The sequence below is a fragment of the Streptomyces sp. NPDC020379 genome (assembly GCF_044387105.1).
Lineage (GTDB): Bacteria > Actinomycetota > Actinomycetes > Streptomycetales > Streptomycetaceae > Streptomyces.
The window spans coordinates 95,569-116,735 of record NZ_JBIRVR010000012.1; the positions used below are offsets into that span (position 1 = coordinate 95,569).

Sequence of the window (21,167 nt, forward strand, 5' to 3'; positions counted from 1 at the left end):
CCGGGTCGCCCCGGGCCCACCGGCCCCCGCCCCGCGCGATCCGCGTCCGCCCGCCCGGAGCCCTTACCGCAGGCACCCGTGGCCGTATCCGCGGTCGCCCTCGCGGAGCCGCCCCGTGTGTCAGCTCCGCGCACGGCGCCGCCCCGCGTCGATTCCGTGCACGGCGTTGCGTTCGTCTGCATGGCCTTCCCCCTCCGTCGGCCTCCAGAATGGGCCGCCGGCCGGTGGGCCGTGCGAAGTTATCCACAAGTGCGGGGTGATTGTCGTACAAGCCGTGCCCTCTCCGGTGTCTTTCCCCCGACAAGGAGCGATGGGCGGGACTTCACGCGCCGCCAGCGGGTAACGTCGGGGCGTGCCCGTCGATCCTCTGCACAGTGCCGCAAGACCACCGCGCAGCATTCCGAGCCCGCTCACCGGCGGATCGGAGACCAGTGCGGTCGAGGTCAGACGGAGCGCGCGTCGCCGGAGAACGGTCTCCGCGTACCGCGAGGGCGACCGGACCGTGGTGCTGATCCCCGCCCGGATGTCGGAGGCGGAGGAGCAGCGCTGGGTAACGGTGATGCTCGACAAGCTCGCGGCCCAGGAGAGCAAGCGGGTGCTCGGCGACGCCGAGCTCGCCGAGCGGGCGGGGCGGCTCTCCGCGCAGTATCTCGGCGGCCGGGCCCGCCCGGAGACGGTCCGCTGGGTGACGAACCAGAACACCCGCTGGGGTTCCTGCACCCCGGCCGAGGGCAGCATCCGTCTCTCGCACCGTTTGCAGGGCATGCCGGAGTACGTCGTGGATTACGTGCTGCTCCACGAGTTGGCACATCTGCTCGTTCCCGGTCACGGGCCCGGGTTCTGGCGGCTCCTGGAGGCATATCCGCGGACCGAGCGCGCCCGCGGATACCTCGAAGGTGTGGTCTCCGCCGACCGGCTTCCCCATCTTCCCGCGGCACGCAGCGAATAGCACGGCGTTTCGGCTCCGCGTGCGCACGGCCCGGAGCCGTAAGGGCCGGGCTGAGCCGTTAGCCTGACGCGACGCATTCATCACACGTTCGGATGGGGGACGGTCGTTACGCATGGCCAGGGAATTCCAGCGCGGCCACAAGGCCAAGATCAGTGACCTGACGGCGGGGACCGATCTGTACGTGGGTGTGCAGATCGCCGGTCCCGGCCTGACCTTCGACATCAGCTGTTTCGGCCTCGACGCCCAGGAGCGGCTGTCCGACGACCGGTACTTCGTCTTCTTCAACCAGCCGGCGTCTCCCGAGGGTGCCATTCAGCAACTCGGCGCACAGGCCGGTGATACGGAATCCTTCCGCGTCACCCTCGACCGGATTCCCCCGCAGGTGCGGAGACTGAGCTTCACGGCCACCATCGACGGCGCCGGTCAGATGTCCCAGATCGGCCCCGGCTATCTCCGCGTCGTCGCGGGCGGCGAGGAAGTCGCGCGCTACTCCTTCACCGGTGCGGAATTCAGTACCGAACGCGCGGTCATGCTCGGCGACTTCTATATGAAGGACTTCTGGCGGTTCGCCGCCGTGGGCCAGGGCTTCGACGGCGGCCTGGAGGCGCTCCTCACGAACTTCGGCGGCGAGGTGCTGGAGGAAGAGCCCGAGCCCGACCCGGAGCCGCACCAGGCGGCCGCCCCCGCATTCGCGCCCCCGGCGCAGGCCGCCGCGCCCCCTGCCTTCGCCCCGCCGGTCCAGCAAGCACCGGTCCAGCAAGCACAGCCTCGGCAGGCACCGCCCCCCGCTCCGAGCATGCCGCAGGCGTCCTTCCAGACCCCGCCTCCGGCCCCCGCTCCCGCGCCGGCGCACCAGCAGCAGACCTCGCCGCCCCATCAGGGCTTCCCGCCGCCGCAGGGCAGCACCCCGCCGCCGACGCCCGGGCAGATGCACGCGGCGCCCACGCTCGCCGCGCCGATCGCCCCGCCCGGTTACTTCGCGGAGCACGGAGGCGGGCACGGAGGCGGGCACGGAAACCAGCTCCCGCCGCCGCCCGGCCCGCCGGGCGTACCCGGCCAGCACGCTCCCCACGGCCGGCAGCCCGGTGGGTACGGCTACCCCGGACCGCAGCAGCCCTACGGCGCCCCGCCGCAGGCGCCGCACCAGGGCGCGCCCTGCCCCGGGCAGCCCGCCCCGTACGGCCAGGGGGCGCCCGGCGCCGCCTCCGGTGGTGTTCAGGCGGCCTTCGAGAAGTACCGTGAAGTGCCCACCGGCCAGCGCTGGACGCTCCAGAACTCCAAGCTCATCCGCGTCGACCTCGGCGTCGACCAGCAGCCTGTGCTCGCCCGGCAGGGCAGCATGGTGCTCTACCAGGGCAAGGTCGACTTCGGTTACAAGGGCGCGGGCTTCGCCGGGCGCATCATGGGCAGCGTCACCGGCCAGGAGATGCAGCTGATGCGCTGCACGGGCCGCGGACAGGTGTTCCTGGCCGAGAACGCCTCCCACGTGCACCCCATCGAGCTCCAGGGCGACGCCATCTGCGTCTCCGCGGACTCGGTGCTCGCCTTCGACGAGTCGCTCCAGCACGAGGTCCGCCGGATCGAGGGCCACGGCATCCCCGGCGGCGCCCTGTTCACCATGCAGTTCCAGGGCCACGGCACCGTCGTCGTCAAGACGCACGGCGTCCCCGTGGTGCTGCCTGTCACCCCGACGACGTACGCGGACAGCAATGCCATCGTCGCCTGGTCCGCCGCCGCACAGGTGATCATCTCCAGCCAGGTGCGGCTGCGCCGCAACGCCTACCCGGGCCACAGCGGAGAGACCGTGAACCTCCAATTCCGCGGCGCGCCCGGCAATTTCATCGTCGTCCAGCCCTACGAGGTCTGAGGGAGCCCGAAATGACCATGAACCAGACACCGTTCGCGGGCTACGCCCCGACCCCCGTCGCGACACGCATGGAGAACCACGGCAGCAGCATGCTGAAGGTCGCCATGCAGTCCGGCCAGGACCTGTTCGCCCGGACGGGCTCGATGATCGCGTACGAGGGCTACGTCCAGTACGAGGCGAACCCGCCCGCCCTCCGGCAGATGGCCTCCCAGTGGCTCACCGGAGAGGGCATGCCGCTGATGAAGTGCCACGGTGACGGGCTGCTCTACCTCGCCGACTACGGCGCGAACGTCGTCTGCCTCCAGCTCGACGGCGACTCGATCTCCGTCAACGGCACCAACATCCTCGCCTTCGACGCCCACTTGCAGTGGGGCGTGCAGCGCGTGAAGGGCATGGCGAAGTTCGCGGGTCAGGGTCTGTTCAACGTGGCCGTCTCCGGCACCGGTTGGGTGGCGCTCACCTCCCGCGGCACCCCCGTCGTCGTCGACTGCGGCCGCGGCGACGACGAGACCTATGTGGACCCGGACGCGCTCGTCGCCTGGTCCACCGGCCTCAAGATGAAGGGGAAGCGCAGCTTCAAGGCATCCTCCATGATCGGCCGGGGCAGCGGGGAAGCCTATCAACTGGGCTTCTCCGGCAAGGGGTTCGTGGTCGTACAGCCCAGCGAGGACAGCACCGACCGGCTCCGGGCGCGGGGCTGAGGGGAAGCGAAGACAGCATGCAGAGCCCGCTTTTCGGCCACACCGAAGCACAGACGCAGGAGCGCTACGCCCTGCAGAACCCGCAGTTGCTGCGGGTCTTCCTCACCGGCCACGACGACGTCCTCGCCCGGAAGGGCTCCATGGTCGCCTACCAGGGCATGATGGAGTTCGACGGCGAGTACCGGTCCCGTGGTCAGCGCACCACCCAGGCGCGCACGGGCGAGGGCCTGGACCTGATGCGCTGCTCGGGGCAGGGCACGGTCTACTTCGCCAACCTCGCGCAGTACATCCACGTGGTCGATGTGGACCACAACGGCCTCACCGTCGACAGCGCCTACGTCCTCGCACTGGACTCCACCCTGCACTGGGACGCCATCGCGGTGGACAGCCAGTTCGGGATCTCCGGCACCGGCGCGTACAACCTCGTCATCAGCGGACAGGGCAAGGTCGCCCTGATGACCTCCGGCCAGCCGCTGATGCTCCAGGTCACCCCGGACAAATACGTCAACGCCGACGCGGACGCCGTCGTCGCCTGGTCGACCTCCCTGGTCGTCCAGATGCAGGCACCCACCTCCTCGTCGGGCGTCTGGCGGCGCCGGGGCAGCACGGGGGAGGGCTGGGAGCTGAACTTCCAGGGCCACGGGTACGCGCTCGTCCAGCCCAGCGAGCTGCTCCCGCCGCAGGGCGCGGAGACCGGCCAGGGGCTGATGGCGCAGTACGGCATCGGCCAGCAGGGCGCGCACGGCCAGAACCAGGGCAATATCTGGTCCGACCGCTGAGCCCATGGGTAAGGGGCGGCCGCAATGGCGGCCGCCCCTTACCCATGCCTCAGTCCGCTACGCCAGCCGCGCCAGCGTCCGCTCCAGCAGCTGGACGACCGAGGCGTCCGCGACGCCGGCCACCTCGTCGTACGGGAACCACCGCAGGTCCAGCGACTCGTCGCTGATCGCCTCGACGGCGCCCTCGGGGACCAGCGCCGCGAACTGCACGTCCAGATGCCAGTGGCAGGGCGCCGGGATCGGGTGCCGGTCGAGCCGCACCGGACCGCCCGGCAGCAGCGTCAGGCCCGCGATGCCCGACTCCTCCGTGGCCTCCCGCAGCGCGGCCTCCACGAGCGTGCTGTCGCCCGGCTCGCAGTGGCCGCCCATCTGGAGCCACATCCGCAGCTTGCGGTGCAGCGTGAGCAGCACGCGCCCGGCCGCCGGGTCGATCACCAGCGCGCTCGCCGTGATGTGCCCGGCACCGCATGCCTTCCACATGCCGTCCGGGTGCGCGGCGAGGTGGTCCAGATAGAGCCCGCGCAGCTCCGGCTGGTCCTCGTACTCCTTCAGCACGAGGACGGCGTTCTCGTGCAGGCTCACTTCTTGTCGTCGCCCTCGCCGGAGTCGTCGCCCGCGCCGGGCTCCTTGCCGGAGTCCTTCTTCAGGTCCGGCCGCGCGCCGCCGGCCGCCTCGCCCAGCATCTTGTCGAGCTCGGAGAAGTCCAGGTGCTCGCGGTGGACGAAGCCGTCCGGGTCGTCCAGGTCGGCGGCCGTCGGCAGCATGTCCGGGTGCTCCCAGAGGCCGTCACGGCCCTCCAGGCCGCGCGCGTCCGTCAGCGAGGCCCACAGCCGGGAGGCGTCGCGCAGCCGGCGCGGACGCAGCTCCAGGCCGATCAGCGTGGCGAAGGTCTGTTCCGCCGGACCGCCGGTGGCACGCCGCCTGCGCAGCGTCTCACGCAGCGCGCCCGCCGACGGCAGGTGCGGGGCGGCGGCCGCGTGCACGACCGCGTCCACCCAGCCCTCGACCAGCGCGAGCGCGGTCTCCAGGCGGGCCAGGGCGGCCTTCTGCTCGGGGGTGTCCTGCGGCTGGAACATGCCCTGCTGGAGGGCGTCCTGCAGCTGCTCGGGGTGCGAGGGGTCGAGCTGGCCGACCACGTCCTCCAGCTTGGAGGTGTCGACCTTGATGCCCCGGGCGTAGCCCTCGACGGCACCGAAGAGGTGTGAACGGAGCCACGGCACGTGGGCGAACAGGCGCTGGTGCGCGGCCTCGCGCAGGGCCAGATACAGCCGCACCTCGTCCTGCGGCACACCGAGGCCCGAGCCGAAGGCTTCGATGTTCACCGGCAGCAGCGCGGCCTTGCCCGCGGGGCCGAGCGGCAGGCCGATGTCGGTGGAACCGACGACCTCGCCCGCGAGCACGCCCACGGCCTGACCGATCTGCTGGCCGAACATGGCGCCGCCCATGGACCGCATCATGCCGAGCAGCGGGCCCGCCATGGCCTGCATCTCCTCGGGCAGCACATCGCCCATGGCCGTGCCGACGCGCTCGGCGACCGGGTCGACCAGGTCCTTCCACACCGGCAGGGTCGCCTCGACCCACTCGGCGCGGCTCCAGGCCACGGCCGTGCCCGAACCCGACGGCAGCGACGTCACGCCGTCCAGCCAGAGGTCCGCCAGGCGCACGGCCTCCTCGACCGCCGCCCGCTCACCGGACGTGACGCTGGCGTCCTTGCCGCCGTCGGCAGTGCCCTGCGCGACGGTCTGCCGTGCGATGTCCTTGGCCATGTCCCAGTTCACCGGGCCGCCCTCGTAGGAGAGCATCTGCCCGAGCTGCTGGAAGGCCGCGCCCAGGTCGTTCGGGTTCAGGGAACCGAACATCGCGGCGAAGGGGTTGTCCCCACCGCCCGCGGGACCGCCGAACCCGAACGGATTCGTGGGTCCCTGGCCGCCCTGGCCGTCGCCCTTCTTCTTGCCGTCGCCGCCGTTCTCCGGCTCCTCCGGCGGCAGACCGAATCCGAATGGGGTGTCACTCACGGGTTTCCTCGGCTCGTAGGGCCGCCGGCTCTCAGGACCGGCGGCGAATGCCCGACAACACCACCCAGCGTAGACACCCCCGCCCGTATCCGGGCTTGGTGCTTCGCCGACCCTGGGCCTGCGGCAGGATGGACGTCACCTGGTACGTACGTGTCATGACCCGTACGTACTGAAGACAACCGCTGGAGATGCCCGGTGAGTTCCCCTGACCGAGAAGTTCGCGCAGCGCGAAACGGTTCCGCGCGTGACAGTACGAGCCCGCATGCCCGCCGCCGGCCGGTCGTAGCGGTCACCGGTGCCGCCCGCGGAGTCGGCGCGCTGCTCACGCAGCGGCTCGCCGCCTCCGAGGAGATCAAGCAGGTCGTCGCCATCGACGAGCGCCGCGGCGACGCCTTTGAGGCGCAGTGGCACGTCCTGGACGTGCGGGACCCGGTGATCGCCGAGAAGCTGCGCGGTGTCGACGTCGTGGTGCACCTCGCGGTCGACCTCGACCTGGAGGGCGACCCGGCGGCCCGCACCGCGTACAACGTGCGGGGCACCCAGACCGTGCTGACGGCCGCCGCGGCCGCCGGGGTGCACCGCGTGGTGCTGTGCACCTCCGCGATGGTCTACGGCGCGCTGCCGGACAACGACGTGCCGCTCGCCGAGGACGCGGAGCTGCGGGCGACCGCGGAGGCGACGGGCGTGGGCGATCTGCTGGAGATAGAGCGGCTCGCCCGGCGGGCGCCGCGCGCGCACCCCGGGCTGAACGTCACGGTGCTGCGTCCCGCCGTCCTCGTCGGCGGCACCGACACGGCCCTGACACGTTACTTCGAATCGCCCCGGCTGCTGGTCGTCGCCGGGTCCCGGCCCACATGGCAGTTCTGCCACGTGGAGGACCTCGTGAGCGCGCTGGAGTTCGCCGCCCTGGAGAAGGCCGAGGGCGAGCTGGCGGTGGGCTGCGACGGCTGGCTGGAGCAGGAGGAGGTCGAGGAGCTCACCGGTATCCGGCGCATGGAGCTGCCCTCGGCCGTCGCGCTCGGCGCGGCCTCCCGGCTGCACCGCCTGGGGCTCACGCCCTCGCCCGCCGGCGACCTGGAATACACGATGCACCCGTGGGTCGTCAGCGGCAGCAGGCTGCACGACGCGGGCTGGCGGCCCCGCTGGACCAACGAAGAGGTCCTCGCGGAGCTGCTGGAGGAGGTCGCCGGGCGCCACACGGTCGCGGGCCGCAGGCTCGGCCGCAAGGACGCCACCGCCGCGGGCGCCGCGGGGGCGACCGTGGCACTGCTGGGCACCGCCGCCCTCGTCCGCCGCGCTCGCAAGGCACGCCGCAGGCTGTAGCGCCGCGTGCGGGCCGTGCGGGCTCCCGCGGGGCGCCGACCCGCGTGCGACTGGAGGAGCCTCCAGGGGAGCGCACAGACGGTCTGTCGAACGCCCATGCCGGGCGCCCGCCCGGGTGCGGCACGATGGACGCATGGCACCGATCTACGAGCACCCCGGCGAGCTCGCCGCCGCCGACCCGATCCGCCTGCTGGCGATCCGCGACACCCCTCTGTCCGTGGACGAGGTCTTCACCGCGGCCGGGGACGACGCCGCGGGCGGCACCGCGCTGTTCGTGGGCACGGTGCGTGACCACGACGGCGGTACGGACGTCACCGGGCTCGGCTATTCCGCGCACCCGTCCGCCGAGGCGGAGCTGCGCCGGATCGCCGAGAAGGTCGTCGCGGACTTCCCGGTACGGGCCCTCGCGGCGGTGCACCGGGTCGGTGAACTGTCCGTCGGTGATCTGGCCGTCGTGGTGGCGGTGTCGTGCCCGCACCGGGCGGAGGCGTTCGAAGCCTGCCGCCGGCTGATCGACGACCTCAAGCGCGAGGTGCCCATCTGGAAGCACCAGACATTCGCGGACGGAACAGAAGAATGGGTCGGCGCGTAGCGCCGTCGAGCAGGAAATCTGGGGGCACCTCCCAGCGGTAGCTGGGGGCGGGTCGGCGCGTAGCGCCGTCGAGCGGGAAATCTGGGGGCACCTCCCAGCGGTAGCTGGGGGCGGGTCGGCGCGTAGCGCCGTCGGGCAGGAAACGGGGAGGGCCGGCGCGGTGCGCCGCCGTTGATGGCACAGGTTCCCCTCCCGTCACTTGCGTCAACCCCTCACGGACCGCCCCCGGTTGCGTAACCGCCCCCCTGACGTGAGCGTTGAGGGAACGGACGATTAATCTGCTCATCACTCAGTCATGGTGGTGCATGGGGCCGGGAGGGTGGCATGGCAGCGCTCGTGTGGTTGCTGATTCCCGTCGCCGCGGTCATCGTCGCCGTCATGTGGGGAAGCTGGGCAGCTTGGGCGGCCCGCAACCGCAAATCCGGCGACGTCGCGGAGCTCGCGGGCTATGCGCGTTTCCGGGAGGCGATGGAGCGCTCGGACACGGGCAGCGGCGTCTCCTAGCGCCGTCCAGAACCGCGCTCGGAAACGCTCAGGCGCCCCCCTGTACGGCGCGCGCCCTTCGCTGCTTCCCCGGACGGCCCGCCCCGAAGGTGGACTGTCGGACCCGTCCCGTACTGTCGTTCCATGCCCCGCCGCACTGCGACGATGCTCGCTTCCCTCCTGACGCTCATCGCGCTGCTCTGCGTGGGTGTGCTGATCCCCGTGCCGTACGCGGAGATGTCCCCGGGGCCGACGGTCAACACGCTCGGTGAGCACGACGGCGAGCCGGTGCTCCAGATCTCCGGGCGCAAGACCTATCCGACGACCGGCAACCTCAATATGACGACGGTCCGGGTGACCGGCTCCCAGTACCGGATGAATCTGGTCGAGGCGCTCACCGGCTGGCTCGGGCACGACAATCTGGTGGTCCCGCACAGCACGCTCTACCCCGACGACAAGAGCCCCGACGAGCTCAACCAGGAGACGGCCGAGGAGTTCAGCCAGTCCCAGGAGAGCGCCAAGGTGGCGGCTCTCAAGCAGTTGGGCATCCCGGTCGGCAGCCGCGTCGTCGTGTCGTCCGTCGTCAAGGGCAGCCCCGCGGAGGGCAAGCTGCACGCAGGTGACGTGATCAAGTCCGTCGACGGTACGGAGATCAAGCAGCCCGGCGACGTGGCCAAGCTGGTCACCAAGCACCAGCCCGGCGAGAAGGTCGCCTTCCTGATCGTCCCGGCCAAGGAGGCGGCCGCGGCGGAGAAGGAGAAGCGGCAGCCCAAGGGGGAGGACACCGTCACCCTCACCACGACCAAGGCCACCGACGACAAGCGGGCCGTGGTGGGCATCCAGGCGGCGACCGACCACACCTTCCCGTTCTCGATCAACATCAAGCTGGCCGACGTCGGCGGGCCGAGCGCCGGGCTGATGTTCGCCCTCGGGATAGTCGACAAGCTCACCCCGGACGACCTGACCGGCGGGAAGTTCGTCGCCGGCACGGGCACGATCGACGACAACGGCAAGGTCGGGCCGATCGGCGGCGTGGAGATGAAGACGGTGGGCGCGCGCTCCAAGGGCGCCCGGTATTTCCTGACGCCGAAGGACAACTGCGCGGCCGCCGCGAAGGACAGGCCCTCGGGCCTCACCCTGGTCAAGGTCGACACCATAGGGGACGCCCTCGGCGCCCTGCAGAAGATCCGCAAGGGTGACACGGCCGGCCTGACACAGTGCACGGCGGGGAAGTAGCGGGGAAGTAGCAGAGACTCCCTCGCCGCTGGGCGGGCCCGGTCAACGGGCCCGCCCAGCGGCGAGGGAGCGGTGAGGGTCAGTCCTCGAAGGTGGCCGCCAGGGCCTCCGCGAGACCCGGGACCAGATCGGCACCGGTGAGGACCTCCGTGGGGGAGTCCTTCTCTCGCAGCCGCACCGCGGACTCGCGGGCGCCGTCGCGCAGCACCGCGACCGTCATCCGGACCTCCTGGCGGTCCGGGTGCGCGGCGACCCACTTGGCGAGCTGCTTCTCGTTCAGCCCGTTGGGCACGGTGCCCTCCGCCGACGGCGGGAGCATCAGGCGCTCCACGGTCAGGGCGCAGCCCGTCACCGCGTCCGGCCAGGCGATGGTGCCGAGGAACTTGTCCAGGGCCGTGCCGGCCGGCACCTCGTCCTGTTCGATCGGGGTGAGCGAGGACGTGGCGTTCTCGTCGAGGCCGAGCTGGGAGGCCAGGCCGGGCTCCTGGGCGCGCAGCTTGGCGGTGTCGACCAGGGCGAAGAGCCGGGCGGGCTGATCCCAGCCCAGGGTGGAGGCGTACTCGTCGATCTCGAGCACGGCACGGGTGAGCGGGCCGGCCGCCATCGGGGTATTGGGCAGCGCGGGCCCGGAGGAGTCGGCGGGGTCGGGAATGCTGGAAGTGCTGGACATGCTCAATATCGTGCCCTGAGAGTGACCAAAAATGGGAACTGAGTAAAGCCTCGGTAAGTTGCCACACTGGGCCCTAGGATCGCTGGGCCCTGATCGACAAGCTCCACTCACAGCGAACTTCGAGGTGCGCACCTTGGCTTTCCAGATGCCGGACCGCGGCGGAGGCCCGACAGGGCCACGTATCAGAGTCGGCCGCCCGTCCCGGCGGATCCGGACCCTGCTGATGACCTTGGGCGTACTGGCCGCGCTGGTCATGCTCTTCGTGATGTTCGCCGGGTTCTGGACGGACTGGCTCTGGTACCGCTCGGTGCGGTACTCCTCCGTCTTCACCACCACGCTCGGCACCAAGGTCGGCCTCTTCGCCGTCTTCGGGGTGCTGATGGCGCTCGCGGTGGGGATCAACATCTGGCTGGCGCACCGGCTGCGGCCGCCGCTGAGCGCGATGTCGATGGAGCAGCAGAACCTCGACCGCTACCGGATGAGCATCGCGCCGTACAAGAAGTGGGCGCTGCTGGCGGTCGCCACCCTCGTGGGGCTGGTGGCGGGCGCGTCCGCGGCCGGGCAGTGGCGCACCTGGCTGCTGTGGATCAACGGTGTGCCGTTCGGGCAGAAGGACCCGCAGTTCCACAAGGACATCTCCTTCTACACCTTCGACCTGCCGTGGTTCCGCTTCCTGCTGAGTTTCGGCTTCGCGGCCGTCGTCCTCTCGCTGATCGCCTCCGCCCTGGTGCACTACCTCTACGGCGGGCTGCGGCTCACCAGCCCCGGCGGCCGGGCCACCGCGGCGGCCACCGGGCACCTTTCCGTGCTGCTCGGCCTTTTCGTGGGTCTGAAGGCCATCGCGTACTGGCTGGACCGCTACGGGCTGGCGGTGAAGTCCAGCGGGCTGAAGTCGACCGACGGCTGGACCGGCCTGCGTTATGTCGACGCCAATGCCTATCTGCCGGCCAAGACGATCCTCTTCATCATCGCGCTGATCTGCGCCGTGCTGTTCTTCGCGACGCTGTGGCGCCGCACCTGGCAGCTGCCGGTCATCGGATTCGGTCTGATGGTGCTCTCGGCGGTGCTGATCGGCGGGCTCTATCCGGCGATCGTGCAGAAGTTCCAGGTCCAGCCCAATGAGCAGGCCAAGGAAGCGCCGTACATCAAGAAGAACATCACGGCGACCCGCGAGGCGTACGGGATCGACGGCACCGATGTGAAGGACTACGCGGGCAAGGGTGATCCGAAGGACAAGGACAAGCTGCGCGCGGACGTGAACGACACGGCCAGCCTGCGGCTCCTGGACCCGAATATCGTCTCGCCCACGTTCCAGCAGCAACAGCAGGTGCGTGGCTATTACCAGTTCCCGTCCACGCTCGATGTCGACCGCTACAAGAAGGACGGCAAGGAGCAGGACACGGTCATCGGTCTGCGCGAGCTGAACATCAAGGGGATTCCCGAGCGCAACTGGATCAACGACCACTTCAAGTACACCCACGGCTACGGCGCCATCACCGCGAACGGCACCTCCATCACCGGTGAGGGCGAGCCGGACTTCACGGAGAAGAACCTGCCCACCGAGGGCATGCTCGGGAAGTACGAGCAGCGGATCTACTACGGCGAGAAGACCACCCAGTATTCGATCGTGGGCGGCCCCCAGGCCGAGCTGGACTACTCCAGCGACCAGGGCGAGAAGGGGTACACCTATCAGGGCAAGAGCGGTGTGAACCTCTCGAACCCCGTCAACCGCGCCGCTTACGCCGTGGCCTTCGGTGAGCCGAAGATGCTCTACTCGGGCGCCATCGGCAAGAATTCGCGGATTCTCTACAACCGCACGCCCAAGGAGCGCGTCGAGGCGGTCGCCCCCTGGCTGACCATCGACGGCGACGCCTATCCGGCGGTCGTGGACGGCCGGATCCAGTGGATCGTGGACGCGTACACCACGACCAACGGCTATCCGTACGCCTCGCGCACCACGCTCGGCGACACCACGGCGGACTCGCTGACCACCGGAGCGCGCTCGGTGGTGGCCCAGCAGAACCAGGTCAACTACATCCGCAATTCGGTCAAGGCGACCGTGGACGCCTATGACGGCACGGTCAGCCTGTACCAGTGGGACACCAAGGACCCGGTGCTGAAGACCTGGATGAAGTCGTTCCCGGGCACGGTGAAGCCGAAGAGCGAGATCAGTTCCGCGCTGATGGACCACCTGCGTTATCCGCAGGACCTCTTCAAGGTGCAGCGTGAGCTGCTGACCCGCTATCACGTGACCGACCCGGGCACGTTCTACACGGGCAGCGAGCGCTGGCAGGTGCCGGACGACCCGACCACCAAGGAGGGCAACGCGGTCCCGCCGTACTACCTCAGCATGAAGATGCCGGACCAGCAGAAGCAGACCTTCTCGCTGACGACGACCTTCACGCCGAAGAGCCGGCCGAACCTCGGTGCCTTCATGGCCGTCGACGCCGACGCGAAGAGTCCGGACTACGGGGCCATCAGGGTGCTGAAACTGCCGTCCGAGACCACGGTCTGGGGCCCGCAGCAGGCGCAGAGCAAATTCAACAGCGACGCGGCCGTCGCCAATGCCATCAACATCTGGAAGAAGGGCGATTCCGAGGTCGAGTACGGCAATCTGCTGACCGTCCCCCTGGACGGCGGGCTGCTGTACGTCGAGCCGGTCTATCTGCGCGGCGCGGGCACGAATTACCCGCTGCTCAAGAAGGTGCTGGTGAACTACGGCGAGAAGATCGCCTTCAAGGACACCCTCGACGAGGCCCTCGACGAGGTCTTCGGCGGGAAGGCGCCGGACAACGGCACCAAGCAGCCGCCGGGGCAGCCCTCGGGCCAGCAGCCGCCCGCGAACCAGACGGTCAAGCAGGCCGTGAAGGACGCTCAGGACGCCTATGACGCCGGTCAGAAGGCGCTCGGGGACAAGGACTGGGGCGCGTACGGCAAGGCCCAGAAGGACCTGAAGGACGCCCTCGACCGGATCGCCAAGGCGGAGACCGGCGGTTCGGACAAGAACGGCAAGCCGGGCAGCTGACACCCATTCGGGAGATCCACCCCGCGCCGTCGTGGTACGGTTGTCACACAACGGCGCGGGGTGGAGCAGCTCGGTAGCTCGCTGGGCTCATAACCCAGAGGTCGCAGGTTCAAATCCTGTCCCCGCTACTCAAAGACAAGGCCCGGAGTCCTCGGACTCCGGGCCTTGTCGTGTGCCCGGAGTCCGAGCGGTAGTAGTACCGCGAGGTGTCCGGGAGGGCGCGGTGTGTGCGGGTTGTGTGCGGGGCTTCTGTGGAGAGTTTGGAGCCCCGTCGTGTCGGGAAGTCGGGAAGTCGACAAAACGCTGAAGTGACCTCACTGGCTGCGGCATACCAGGTGTACGCGGGTTGCGGGTGGTGCGACGATGGGGCTTATGGGGGACAGGACGAGGCTGTGGGAGACACGTCGGCTTGTAGAGGCTCCCGGTGACGGGAGCGAGCGGGATCTGACGGCGTACGGGCCGCAGGCGGCGACCGCCGAGGCAGGCGACCCCGCCGACCTCGAGTTGGAGACCGCGCGCCGCCGGGCCGCGGAGGCCGGCGACCCGGCCGCCCTGAGCATGCTCGGCGCGCTCCTGCTGCGCCGTGGCGACCTCGACGGCGCCGAGCGCCACCTGCGGGCCGCCACCGCCGACGGGGACCGCTCCGCCGCCAACAACCTCGGCGTGCTGCTGCACCAGCGCGGCTACGGCGACGAGGCCGCCGGCTGGTGGCGGATCGCCGCCGTGGCCGGCTCCGCCGCCGCCGCGCACGCGCTCGGCCGCTACCACCGGGAGCGCGGCGACGAGCCCGCCGCCGAATACTGGCTGCGCCAATCGGCTGAATCCGGGCACGCGCTCGGCGCCTATGCCCTGGCCGACCTGCTGGAGCACCGCAGCGACGTCGGCGCCGAGCGCTGGTTCCGGGCCGCCGCCGAGCGCGGCCACCGGGAAGCCGCGTACCGCCTGGCCCGCATCCTGGACGGCAGGGCGCCCCGCGCCCGCGCCGGGGGGCTCGCCGGCGGCCTCGGCCCCGGCGGTGTGGAGACCTCCGTCCGCGAGCTGCGGGCCGCCGCCGCGGACGGCCGCGACGGCGGCCCCGCCCGCGAGGCCGAGCAGTGGTACCGCCAGGCCGCCGCCCGCGGCCACCGCCGCGCCGCGCTGCACCTCGGCACGCTGCTGGAGGGCCGCGGCGAGACCCAGGAGGCCGCGCGCTGGTATCTGACCTCCGCCAAGGACGGCGAGTCGCGTGCCGCGTGCGCGCTCGGCTTCCTGCTGCGCGACGCCGGTGACTGCGAGAGCGCCGCCGTCTGGTGGCGCCGCGCCGCCCAGGACGGCGACGGCAACGCCGCCAACGCCCTCGGCGCCATGCACGCCGACCGCGGCGAGTCCGGCGAGGCCGAGCGCTGGTACCGCACGGCGCTCGACCACGGCGACGTCAACGGCGCGTACAACCTCGGCCTGCTCTGCGCCGAGCAGGGCCGCACCGCGCAGGCCGAGCAGTGGTACCGCCGCGCCGCCTACGCCGGGCACCGCGAGGCGGCCAACGCGCTGGCCGTGCTGCTGCTCCAGGGCGGCGACGCGGCCGGTGCCGAGCCGTGGTTCTCCAAGGCGGCCGAGGCGGGCAGCGTCGACGCCGCGTTCAACCTGGGCATCCTCTACGCCGGGCGCGACGAGGAGCGCACGGCCCTCCAGTGGTACGAGCGCGCGGCCACCGCCGGGCACACCGAAGCCGCCCTCCAGGTCGCCATCGCCCTCCTGCGCGACGGCGACGAGGAGGCCGCGGAGCGCCATCTGCGGATCGCCGTGCGCGGCGGCAGCGCCGAGGCCGCCTTCCGGCTGGGCTCGCTGCTCGACCGCGACGACCACGCGCGCGAGGAGTGCGAGGAGTGGTACGGCCGGGCCGCCCGGCAGGGCCACCGGCGCGCCCAGGTGCGGCTCGGCATGCTCGTCGCCGAGCGGGGCGACGTGGTCGAGGCCGCGCACTGGTACCGCGAGGCGGCCGAAGCGGGCAGCCGCAACGGCGCCTTCAACCTCGGGCTGCTCCTCGCCCGCGAGGGCAGCGAGCCGGAGGCGGCCCTGTGGTGGGCGCGGGCGGCGGAGGCCGGGCACGGGCGCGCGGCGCTGCGGCTGGCCCTGCTGGCGGCGCGGCGCGGCGATCTGACCGAGGGACGGCACTGGTGCGACTGCGCGGTGCGGCTGGGGCCCGCCGAGGTCGCGGAGCGGGCCGCACGGCTGCGGGACGCGCTCCAGCAGGAGCTGACCGCCTGAGCGCCCCGCCGGAAGTGCCGCGAGACGTGCCGTGAGATGTGCCGTCGGCCGTCCGCGGCGCCGTCGTGGCCGGTCGCGCCCACGCGGCGGAGCCGCTCATGGCCACAGCACCGTGCCTCTTCAGGGCGCTGCCGAACCGCAGGGGACCTCACCCGACCCGCTGAGGGGGCCGCGCCTGCCGGAGCCCTCGCCGTACGGCCGGTGGCCGCGGAGCCGTTTGCTTCTGCTGCGCCGAGCGGGTTAAGGTTGGTCTACCGACGCGGGGTGGAGCAGCTCGGTAGCTCGCTGGGCTCATAACCCAGAGGTCGCAGGTTCAAATCCTGTCCCCGCTACTCAAGGACAAAGGCCCGGATCCTCAGGATCCGGGCCTTTGTCGTGCTCGCCCGGCCGCCCTCACCCGGCGGCGGACGTGCAGTTCGGGCAGATACCGCGGTAGGTGACCTCGACCGCCGCGACCTGGAAGCCGAAGCGCTCCTCCTGCGGGAGCTCCGCGAGCGGGTCACCCGAAGGGTGGACGTCGCGGATGGTGCCGCACCGGGAACACACCAGGTGCTGGTGCGCGTGGTGGGCGTTCGGGTCGTAGCGCTTGGCGCGGCCGTCCGTGCTCACCTCCAGGACCTCGCCCAGGGAGACCAGCTCCCCGAGGGTGTTGTACACCGTCGCGCGCGAGATCTCCGGCAGCAGGTGCGCCGCCTTGGCGTGCACTTCGTCCGCCGTGTAGTGCACGTGGTCCCCGTCGAGGACCTCGGCGACGACGCGTCGCTGCGCGGTCAGCCGCCAGCCGCGTCCTCGGAGCCGTTCCAGCAGGTCACTCATGCCATTCACCTATCAGTCAGATAGGACCAGCGTAGCAGCGGCCCTCGTCCACCCCTGGATCCGATATCGCCATGGGGGGCATCTTGACTTAGACACAGTCCAATGTAGGATCGATCTCGGCTCAGGCCAAGGTGGCAGGACGATCAGACGGAGGCGAACGTGTCGGTTCAGGGCGAGGCCAGGACGAATGCGGGCCCGCTGACCACGGAGTCCGGTGCTCCGGTCGCGGACAACCAGAACAGCGAGACCGCAGGCATCGGCGGCCCGGTCCTGATCCAGGACCAGCTGCTGCTGGAGAAGCTCGCGCACTTCAACCGCGAGCGGATCCCGGAGCGCATCGTGCACGCCCGCGGCGCCGGCGCGTACGGCACCTTCACGCTCACCCGTGACGTCTCGCGGTGGACGCGGGCGAAGTTCCTCTCCGAGGTCGGCAAGCAGACGGAGACGTTCCTGCGGTTCTCCACCGTCGCCGGCAACCTCGGCTCGGCCGACGCGGTGCGCGACCCCCGCGGTTTCGCGCTGAAGTTCTACACCGAAGAGGGGAACTACGACCTCGTCGGCAACAACACCCCGGTCTTCTTCATCCGGGACGCCATCAAGTTCCCCGACTTCATCCACACCCAGAAGCGCGACCCGTACACCGGCTCGCAGGAGGCGGACAACGTCTGGGACTTCTGGGGCCTGTCGCCGGAGTCCACGCACCAGGTGACCTGGCTGTTCGGCGACCGCGGCATCCCCGCGACGCTGCGCCACATGAACGGCTACGGCTCGCACACCTACCAGTGGAACAACGAGGCCGGCGAGGTCTTCTGGGTCAAGTACCACTTCAAGACCGACCAGGGCATCAAGAACCTCACCCAGGCGGAGGCGAACAAGCTCGCCGGCGAGGACCCCGACAGCCACCAGCGCGACCTGCGCGAGGCCATCGAGCGCGGCGACTTCCCGTCCTGGACCGTGCAGGTGCAGATCATGCCCGAGGCCGACGCGGCCACGTACCGCTTCAACCCCTTCGACCTCACCAAGGTGTGGCCGCACGAGGACTACCCGCCGATCGAGATCGGCAAGCTGGAGCTCAACCGCAACCCGGAGAACATCTTCGCCGAGGTCGAGCAGTCCATCTTCTCCCCGGCGCACTTCGTCCCGGGCATCGGCCCGTCGCCCGACAAGATGCTCCAGGGCCGCCTCTTCGCCTACGGCGACGCCCACCGCTACCGCGTCGGCATCAACGCCGACCACCTGCCGGTGAACCGCCCGCACGCCACCGAGGCGCGCACATACGGCCGCGACGGCTACGCGTACGACGGCCGCCACGGCCGCGCCAAGAACTACGAGCCCAACAGCTTCGGCGGCCCGGCGCAGACCGGCCGTCCGCTGTGGCAGCCGCTGACCGTCACCGGCGCCACGGGCACCATCGAGACCCCCTCGCACGCCGAGGACAACGACTTCGTCCAGGCGGGCAACCTCTACCGGCTGATGTCGGAGGAGGAGAAGGGCCGTCTCGTCGACAACCTCGCCGGCTTCATCGCCAAGGTGTCGCGCGAGGACATCGCCGAGCGGGCGATCAACAACTTCCGCCAGGCGGACCCCGACTTCGGCAAGCGGCTGGAAGCCGCGGTCCAGGCCCTGCGCGGCTGACCCCGTCGGCCGGCTGATCCGCCGTCACGGCGGTGCGCCGGCCGGGGTCGTCCCGACCAGTGGCTTGCCGAAAGAACCGGAGAGGCCGGACGCCAATGGGCTCCGGCCTCTCCGGCTGCCCGCTCGCGGTGCCCCGGCGGGGCCGTCAGCGCGTCAGCGCGTCCGCCCGGGCCCGCGCGGGCGCCCAGCAGCGGATGATGTCGCGCACCGACACCACGCCGACCGGACCCTGGCCGTCGAGGACGATCAGATGTCGGAAACCGCCGCGCGCCATGGCGGACGCGGCCTCGTCCAGCGTCCACTCGGGGGCCGCGAAGACGACGTCGGTGGTGGTGTGGGCGTGGGCCGTCTCGCGGTCCGGGTCCTGGCCCGCGCCGACGGAGTTGAGGATGTCGCGCTCGGTGAGGATGCCGAGCCCGCAGGTGTCGGGGTCGAGTACGACGGCTGCGCCGATCCTGCGCGCGGACATCAGCCGCGCGGCCTGCCGAAGGGTGTGCGCGGGGCCGATGGTGAGGACCACCGTGCTCATGGCGTCGCGGACGAGCATGGTCGGAGCCACCTCCTTGGCGACTGTGAATTGGTGAACGCCCTTCCCTCGAGAAGGCGTTCACAAGTTCACAAGCGTGGGGCTCCTCATCGTCACATGTTCGCGGGGACACAACAAGAGGCGCGTGGAGCCGGAATTCCGCTTCTCCCCGCTCCCGCGCCCAGGTTTGAACCGCCCAGGTTTGTACCTGGGGCGCGACCTACGTACGCAGATAGCCCAGCAGCTCGTCGTGCAGCAGTCCGTTCGACGCCGCCGCGTCACCGCTGTGCGGGCCCGGCCGGCCGTCCAGGCCGGTGAAGCGGCCGCCCGCCTCCTCGACGATGACCACGTTCGCCGCCATGTCCCACAGCGACAGCTCCGGCTCCGCGCAGATGTCCACCGAGCCCTCGGCCACCATCATGTACGGCCAGAAATCGCCGTAGCCGCGCGTCCGCCAGCAGTCGCGCGTCAGGTCCAGGAAGCCGGGCAGCAGGCCGCGCTCCTCCCAGCCGGTCAGCGAGGAGTACGCGAACGACGCGTCCTCGATCCGGCCGACCCGCGAGACCTGGAGCCGGCTCGCCGAGAGCAGGCTGCGCCCGGTGAAGGCGCCCGAGCCCTTCGCCGCCCACCAGCGGCGGCCCAGCGCGGGCGCCGAGACCACGCCGACGACCGGCTCGAAACCGCCCTCGACCTGCACCATCAAGGAGATCAGGGTGGCCCAGACGGGCACCCCGCGCACATAGTTCTTGGTGCCGTCGATGGGGTCGATCACCCAGCGGCGCGGGCCCGTGCCCTCGCTGCCGAACTCCTCGCCCAGCACGGCGTCGCGCGGCCGGGCGCGCTGGAGCTGACCGCGGATCAGCTCCTCGGCGGTCCTGTCCGCCTCGCTCACCGGAGTCATGTCCGGTTTCGTCTCGACCTTGAGGTCGAGGGCCTTGAACCGGTCCATGGTCGCCGCGTCGGCGGCGTCCGCCAGGACGTGGGCCAGGCGCAGATCATCGTGGTAGTCGGACATGGCTGAACAGTACCTGTGGGCACCCTCAGGACCTCGACGGCCCGCCCGGGCTCTTGACACCGTCCGGACGCACGTCAATTCTGTGGCCACTACCGCCGTGCGGCCGCACGGCCGGGGAGGCGACGATGCCCGCGGCACGAGAACTCCTGCTGGACGCGGCCTACGCGGCGCTCGACAGACGGCCCTGGAGCGGGGTCCGGATGGTCGACGTCGCGGCCGCGGCTGGGGTGTCCCGGCAGACGCTCTACAACGAATTCGGCAGCAAGGCCGGTCTGGCGCGCGCCCTGGTGCGCCGCGAGGCGGACGCCCTGCTCACCGGTGTCGAGCGGGCCCTGGCCGAGGCGGGCACCGCCGCCGACGCCGGTGACCGCTGCGCCGCGGCGGCCGGCTGGATCCTGCGCACGGCCCGCGCCAACCCCCTCGTACGGGCCGCGCTGACCGGCTGCCGAGGCGAGCGGCTCCCCGCCGTCGCGGCCCCCGCGGTGCCCGCCCCGCGCGGCCCGTCCGGGCCCGCCCAGGCGCGCGGCACTCCCACGCCCTGGGCGCTGGCCGACGGGATCCGTGACCGTGCGGCCCGCGCGGTCACGGCGGACCTGGGGCCGGGGCCCGCCGCGGAGACGGTGCTCTGGGCCTGCGAGGCGGCCGTCCGGCTGACGCTGTCCTACGTGCTCGCCCCGGCGGCCTCGCACGAGGAGGCGGCCGGCCAAGTCGCCCGTCTGGTCCGCGCCCTTCTGAGCGACGAGGGGGGCACCACGGAGGGCGACCGCACTGTTTCAGCCAACTGACCGGTGCGGAGGAGGTTCTCGCCATCCGGCGGCTCGCGCCTACGGGGGTGACGGTCCGGTCCGTGGCCGCGGGGCGTTCGCGGCTTGTCGCGCTGTTCCCCGCGCCGGGGGCGGCCGCGGCCGGCGACGGCGGGGAGCCCCGCGTCAGGGGCGGCGGACCGCTCAGTGCGCCGAGCCCGAGAGCTGGAGGCCCATCACGCCCAGGATCACCAGGCCGATCGACACGAGCTTCAGCGTCGAGACCAGGTCGCCGAGGAAGATCATGCCGTAGATCGCCGTGCCCGCCGCGCCGATGCCCGTCCACACCGCGTACGCCGGGCCCACGTCGAGCTTCTTCAGGGACAGCGTCAGGAGCCCGAAGCTGCCGAGTGCGAAGCATGCGAACGCGATCGTCGGCCACAGCCGCGTGAAACCGTGCGAGAGCTTGAGACAGACGGCGAAGCCGGTCTCCAGCAGGCCCGCGACCACGACCAGCAGCCACGCCATCAGTTGCCTCCCGAGTC

19 protein-coding genes and 2 tRNA genes are annotated in these 21,167 nt (G+C 71.2%); 14 read left to right on the forward strand and 7 right to left on the reverse strand.

Annotated elements, in window-relative coordinates:
• The first annotated feature begins 352 nt into the window (after positions 1–352).
• The 4 genes from ACH427_RS17665 to ACH427_RS17680 all read left to right on the forward strand — a co-directional run bounded on the left by ACH427_RS17665 (position 353) and on the right by ACH427_RS17680 (position 4,296).
• Positions 353–949, forward strand: coding sequence for a M48 family metallopeptidase (locus ACH427_RS17665; protein ID WP_398870381.1), 597 nt, complete (start codon positions 353–355; stop codon positions 947–949).
• A 112-nt stretch (positions 950–1,061) separates the two neighbouring features.
• Entirely contained in the window at positions 1,062–2,816 is a 1,755-nt protein-coding gene (locus tag ACH427_RS17670; protein ID WP_398870383.1) for a TerD family protein, read from the forward strand.
• Between the two features lie 17 nt (positions 2,817–2,833).
• Positions 2,834–3,517, forward strand: a complete 684-nt coding sequence (locus ACH427_RS17675) for an AIM24 family protein (protein ID WP_398870502.1) — start codon at positions 2,834–2,836, stop codon at positions 3,515–3,517.
• Between the two features lie 17 nt (positions 3,518–3,534).
• Positions 3,535–4,296 (forward strand): AIM24 family protein, encoded by a 762-nt coding sequence (locus ACH427_RS17680; protein ID WP_398870384.1) that lies wholly within the window; start codon positions 3,535–3,537, stop codon positions 4,294–4,296.
• A gap of 57 nt (positions 4,297–4,353) precedes the next feature.
• Here the strand turns inward: ACH427_RS17680 and ACH427_RS17685 are convergent, their stop codons facing one another.
• Entirely contained in the window at positions 4,354–4,878 is a 525-nt protein-coding gene (locus ACH427_RS17685; protein ID WP_398870385.1) for an NUDIX hydrolase, read from the reverse strand.
• Entirely contained in the window at positions 4,875–6,311 is a 1,437-nt protein-coding gene (locus tag ACH427_RS17690) for a zinc-dependent metalloprotease (RefSeq protein ID WP_398870386.1), read from the reverse strand. Before ACH427_RS17690 ends, ACH427_RS17685 begins: the two co-directional genes overlap by 4 nt.
• A 195-nt stretch (positions 6,312–6,506) precedes the next feature.
• Here ACH427_RS17690 and ACH427_RS17695 point away from each other — a divergent pair, with 195 nt between their 5' ends.
• The 4 genes from ACH427_RS17695 to ACH427_RS17710 all read left to right on the forward strand — a co-directional run bounded on the left by ACH427_RS17695 (position 6,507) and on the right by ACH427_RS17710 (position 9,945).
• Positions 6,507–7,634 carry an SDR family oxidoreductase gene (locus ACH427_RS17695; protein WP_398870387.1) on the forward strand — a complete coding sequence of 376 codons (1,128 nt, stop codon included), beginning with the start codon at positions 6,507–6,509 and terminating at the stop codon, positions 7,632–7,634.
• A 133-nt stretch (positions 7,635–7,767) separates the two neighbouring features.
• Positions 7,768–8,226: a molybdenum cofactor biosynthesis protein MoaE gene (locus tag ACH427_RS17700; RefSeq protein ID WP_398870388.1), complete on the forward strand. Its 459-nt coding sequence runs from the start codon at positions 7,768–7,770 to the stop codon at positions 8,224–8,226.
• 324 nt (positions 8,227–8,550) lie between these two features.
• Complete coding sequence (locus ACH427_RS17705) at positions 8,551–8,730, forward strand: hypothetical protein (RefSeq protein WP_116215901.1); 180 nt, start codon at positions 8,551–8,553, stop codon at positions 8,728–8,730.
• 123 nt (positions 8,731–8,853) lie between these two features.
• Positions 8,854–9,945: a PDZ domain-containing protein gene (locus ACH427_RS17710; protein WP_398870389.1), complete on the forward strand. Its 1,092-nt coding sequence runs from the start codon at positions 8,854–8,856 to the stop codon at positions 9,943–9,945.
• Between the two features lie 79 nt (positions 9,946–10,024).
• On the opposite strand, the gene ACH427_RS17715 is transcribed toward ACH427_RS17710, so the two are convergent.
• Positions 10,025–10,615: a PPA1309 family protein gene (locus ACH427_RS17715; RefSeq protein WP_398870390.1), complete on the reverse strand. Its 591-nt coding sequence runs from the start codon at positions 10,613–10,615 to the stop codon at positions 10,025–10,027.
• Between the two features lie 145 nt (positions 10,616–10,760).
• On the opposite strand from ACH427_RS17715, the gene ACH427_RS17720 reads away from it, so the two are divergent.
• The 4 genes from ACH427_RS17720 (at position 10,761) to ACH427_RS17735 (ending at position 16,219) form a co-directional block, all read left to right on the forward strand.
• Positions 10,761–13,640 carry a UPF0182 family protein gene (locus ACH427_RS17720; protein ID WP_398870503.1) on the forward strand — a complete coding sequence of 960 codons (2,880 nt, stop codon included), beginning with the start codon at positions 10,761–10,763 and terminating at the stop codon, positions 13,638–13,640.
• A 54-nt stretch (positions 13,641–13,694) separates the two neighbouring features.
• Positions 13,695–13,768, forward strand: a tRNA-Met gene (locus ACH427_RS17725).
• 235 nt (positions 13,769–14,003) lie between these two features.
• Positions 14,004–15,887 carry a tetratricopeptide repeat protein gene (locus ACH427_RS17730; RefSeq protein WP_398870392.1) on the forward strand — a complete coding sequence of 628 codons (1,884 nt, stop codon included), beginning with the start codon at positions 14,004–14,006 and terminating at the stop codon, positions 15,885–15,887.
• 258 nt (positions 15,888–16,145) lie between these two features.
• Positions 16,146–16,219: transfer RNA gene (locus tag ACH427_RS17735), tRNA-Met, on the forward strand.
• 61 nt (positions 16,220–16,280) lie between these two features.
• Here ACH427_RS17735 and ACH427_RS17740 read toward each other — a convergent pair.
• A complete protein-coding gene (locus ACH427_RS17740) occupies positions 16,281–16,703 on the reverse strand; it encodes a Fur family transcriptional regulator (RefSeq protein WP_398870393.1) in 423 nt (140 codons plus the stop codon).
• 159 nt (positions 16,704–16,862) lie between these two features.
• On the opposite strand from ACH427_RS17740, the gene ACH427_RS17745 reads away from it, so the two are divergent.
• Positions 16,863–18,338 carry a catalase gene (locus tag ACH427_RS17745; RefSeq protein ID WP_398870394.1) on the forward strand — a complete coding sequence of 492 codons (1,476 nt, stop codon included), beginning with the start codon at positions 16,863–16,865 and terminating at the stop codon, positions 18,336–18,338.
• A 145-nt stretch (positions 18,339–18,483) separates the two neighbouring features.
• On the opposite strand, the gene ACH427_RS17750 is transcribed toward ACH427_RS17745, so the two are convergent.
• Together ACH427_RS17750 and hisN are read right to left on the reverse strand one after the other, a co-directional pair.
• Positions 18,484–18,885, reverse strand: a complete 402-nt coding sequence (locus ACH427_RS17750) for a cyclic nucleotide-binding/CBS domain-containing protein (RefSeq protein WP_398870395.1) — start codon at positions 18,883–18,885, stop codon at positions 18,484–18,486.
• A gap of 199 nt (positions 18,886–19,084) precedes the next feature.
• On the reverse strand, positions 19,085–19,879 hold the full coding sequence (hisN, locus tag ACH427_RS17755) for a histidinol-phosphatase (protein WP_398870396.1): 795 nt from the start codon (positions 19,877–19,879) through the stop codon (positions 19,085–19,087).
• Between the two features lie 125 nt (positions 19,880–20,004).
• Between hisN and ACH427_RS17760 the strand changes: the two genes are divergently transcribed.
• A complete protein-coding gene (locus ACH427_RS17760) occupies positions 20,005–20,664 on the forward strand; it encodes a TetR/AcrR family transcriptional regulator (RefSeq protein WP_398870397.1) in 660 nt (219 codons plus the stop codon).
• Between the two features lie 162 nt (positions 20,665–20,826).
• Here ACH427_RS17760 and ACH427_RS17765 read toward each other — a convergent pair whose 3' ends face one another.
• On the reverse strand, positions 20,827–21,150 hold the full coding sequence (locus tag ACH427_RS17765; protein WP_361531828.1) for a multidrug efflux SMR transporter: 324 nt from the start codon (positions 21,148–21,150) through the stop codon (positions 20,827–20,829).
• Positions 21,151–21,167 lie beyond the last annotated feature (17 nt).

Coding starts and splice junctions, on each gene's coding strand:
- ACH427_RS17750 (WP_398870395.1), bottom strand. CDS start 18,885: ATGCTCGTCCGCGACGCCATGAGCACGGTGGTCCTCACCATCGGCCCC.
- ACH427_RS17740 (WP_398870393.1), bottom strand. CDS start 16,703: ATGAGTGACCTGCTGGAACGGCTCCGAGGACGCGGCTGGCGGCTGACC.
- ACH427_RS17760 (WP_398870397.1), top strand. CDS start 20,005: ATGCCCGCGGCACGAGAACTCCTGCTGGACGCGGCCTACGCGGCGCTC.
- ACH427_RS17730 (WP_398870392.1), top strand. CDS start 14,004: ATGGGGCTTATGGGGGACAGGACGAGGCTGTGGGAGACACGTCGGCTT.
- ACH427_RS17765 (WP_361531828.1), bottom strand. CDS start 21,150: ATGGCGTGGCTGCTGGTCGTGGTCGCGGGCCTGCTGGAGACCGGCTTC.
- ACH427_RS17700 (WP_398870388.1), top strand. CDS start 7,768: ATGGCACCGATCTACGAGCACCCCGGCGAGCTCGCCGCCGCCGACCCG.
- ACH427_RS17675 (WP_398870502.1), top strand. CDS start 2,834: ATGAACCAGACACCGTTCGCGGGCTACGCCCCGACCCCCGTCGCGACA.
- ACH427_RS17720 (WP_398870503.1), top strand. CDS start 10,761: ATGCCGGACCGCGGCGGAGGCCCGACAGGGCCACGTATCAGAGTCGGC.
- ACH427_RS17680 (WP_398870384.1), top strand. CDS start 3,535: ATGCAGAGCCCGCTTTTCGGCCACACCGAAGCACAGACGCAGGAGCGC.
- ACH427_RS17715 (WP_398870390.1), bottom strand. CDS start 10,615: ATGTCCAGCACTTCCAGCATTCCCGACCCCGCCGACTCCTCCGGGCCC.
- ACH427_RS17705 (WP_116215901.1), top strand. CDS start 8,551: ATGGCAGCGCTCGTGTGGTTGCTGATTCCCGTCGCCGCGGTCATCGTC.
- ACH427_RS17710 (WP_398870389.1), top strand. CDS start 8,854: ATGCCCCGCCGCACTGCGACGATGCTCGCTTCCCTCCTGACGCTCATC.
- ACH427_RS17670 (WP_398870383.1), top strand. CDS start 1,062: ATGGCCAGGGAATTCCAGCGCGGCCACAAGGCCAAGATCAGTGACCTG.
- hisN (WP_398870396.1), bottom strand. CDS start 19,879: ATGTCCGACTACCACGATGATCTGCGCCTGGCCCACGTCCTGGCGGAC.